2 protein-coding genes and 1 pseudogene are annotated in these 2,153 nt (G+C 70.6%); 1 reads left to right on the plus strand and 2 read right to left on the minus strand.

What is annotated here, in order from left to right:
- Positions 1-55 precede the first annotated feature (55 nt).
- Positions 56-976, plus strand: a complete 921-nt coding sequence (locus tag AC2VNT_RS09645; protein ID WP_486946645.1) for an SAM-dependent methyltransferase — start codon at positions 56-58, stop codon at positions 974-976.
- Between the two features lie 49 nt (positions 977-1,025).
- On the opposite strand, the pseudogene AC2VNT_RS09650 reads toward AC2VNT_RS09645, so the two are convergent.
- Positions 1,026-1,226: pseudogene (locus tag AC2VNT_RS09650) on the minus strand (serine/threonine protein kinase); the annotation flags it as partial.
- Between the two features lie 21 nt (positions 1,227-1,247).
- Positions 1,248-2,153, minus strand: a 906-nt coding sequence (locus AC2VNT_RS09655; RefSeq protein ID WP_486946646.1) for an NHL repeat-containing protein, incomplete at its 5' end; no start/stop codon positions are given.

Consider the following 2,153-nt stretch of genomic DNA (forward strand, 5'->3'; position numbering starts at 1 on the left):
TAAACTGGCTAACAGTAAATCGCTCACAGTTACGTCGCGCGAAAGGTTTGGGTACATGACACGCACCGATAACGACACCTGGGATCTGTCGACCAGCGTCGGCGCCACCGCCACCATGGTGGCCGCCGGCCGAGCCCGGGCCACCCGGGCCGGGGTGATCGACGACCGGTTCGCCGAACCGCTGGTGGCGGCGGTCGGCATCGACTTCTTCACCCGCTGGGCCGACGGCGAGTTGGACAGCGCCGAGGTCGACGTCCCCGGCCAGCCGTGGGGCATGCAGACCATGACCGACCTGCTGGCGGCCCGCACCCGGCACATCGACCGGTTCCTGGCCGATGCGACCGGAGCCGGAATCCGGCAGGTGGTGCTGCTGGCCTCCGGCCTGGACGCCCGCGGCTACCGGCTGGCCTGGCCCTCCGCGCCGGCCCGGACCATCGTGTACGAGATCGACCAACCGCAGGTCATCGCGTTCAAGCGGGCGGCGCTGGCCGACCTGGGCGCCGAACCCACCGCCGACCTGCGGGCGGTCGGGATCGACCTGCGCCACGACTGGCCCGCCGCGCTGCGGCAGGCCGGGTTCGATACCGCAGCGCCCACCGCCTGGGTGGCCGAGGGTCTGCTGGCGTTCCTGCCGCCGGCGGCCCAGGATCGGCTACTCGACGACGTCACCGAGCTGAGCGCCGACGGCAGCCGCCTGGTGGCCGAGATATTCCTGGCCTCCGCCGACGCCGAGCAGATCCAGAACACCGTCGCCCAGCGCTGGTACCAGCACGGCCTGGACATCGAGCTGGACGATCTCGCCTACCCCGAGCAGCGGGCCGACGTGGCGACCTATCTGAGCGGCCACGGCTGGCGGACGACGAAAACGCAGCTGCCCGAGCTGCTCGCCGACGCCGGACTGGCGGTACCGGACGGGCCGGCCGGCACCGGGTCCGTCGCCGACAACTACTACTGCACCGCGACGCTGCACCGCTGAGCCGGCCGCCCCGGTTGGTCATTGCGCGAGTTTCACCACCCGGTTGTTGCTCGGCCTCCCGCTGCATCCGCGCGCGCAGCACCGGGTCTCCGGAGTACTGCGGGTAGATCAGCTTGACCGCGACGACGCGGCCCTTGCGGACGTCCTCCGCCTCATAGACCTCGCCCATTCCGCCGCGGCCCAGCAATCGGACCAAGCGGTACGGCCCGAAGTCCGACCCGGCCCGCGAACCGGACTCACCGTCGGTCACGACCGCTCCCCGGCTGGGCGGTCAGCCACCGGGTACTTTCACCACCCGGTCGTTGCCGCGGTCGGCGACGTAGACGCCGCCGTGGTTGTCGACGGCCACGGCCAGCGGGGTGTTCAGGCCCACGAACGGCAGCACGTTCGGGATCAGCGCCCCGTCCCCGAGCCGCAGCACCTTGTTGCTGTCCCGTTCGGTGACGTAGACGCTGCCGGTGTCGTCTGCCGCGATGCCCCACGGCGAGACGATCCCGGCGAACGGCAGCACCTGCTGCTGCGTCGATCCGCTGACCAGTTTCAGCACCCGGTTGTTGCCGGTATCGGTGACGTAGACGTTCCCCGACCGGTCCACCGCCACGCCGTCCGGATTCTGCAGTCCGGTGAACGAGAGCACGATCTGGGTGTTGGACCCGGCGTCGAGCTTGATCACCAGGTTGTTGCCCCGATCGGCGACGTAGACGTTCCCGTCGGAGTCCACCGCCACCCCCTCCGGGCTGTCCAGCCCGCTGAACGGCAGCACCGTCTGCTCCGTCGACCCGGGCTCGAGCTTCACCACCCGGTTGTTGAAGTCGGAGAAATACACCGCGCCTCTGCCGTCCACCGCCACGCCGCGCGGCTGGTACACCCCGGTCACCGGCAGGGTGATCGGGGAGGCCGAACCGGCCGGCAGTTTGAGCACCTGGCCGGCGGTGTCCTGGCTGGTGACGTAGACGTTGCCGACGGAGTCCACCGCCACCCCGCCGGGCGAGAGCCGAAAGTCGAGATCGTTGAACGGCAACACACTCTGCGGAGGTGCCGCCGCCGGCTCGTCATGCGACGGCCGGGCGATCAGGTATCCGAACGCGGTGACCACCCCGCCGACGGCCAAAGCGGCGGTGCCGACCAGGATCGGCTTACGCAGCCGCCGCACCAGGCGCGCCCCGGGCAGACGCCG

The sequence above is a fragment of the Mycobacterium sp. TH-M15 genome (genome assembly GCF_057473705.1).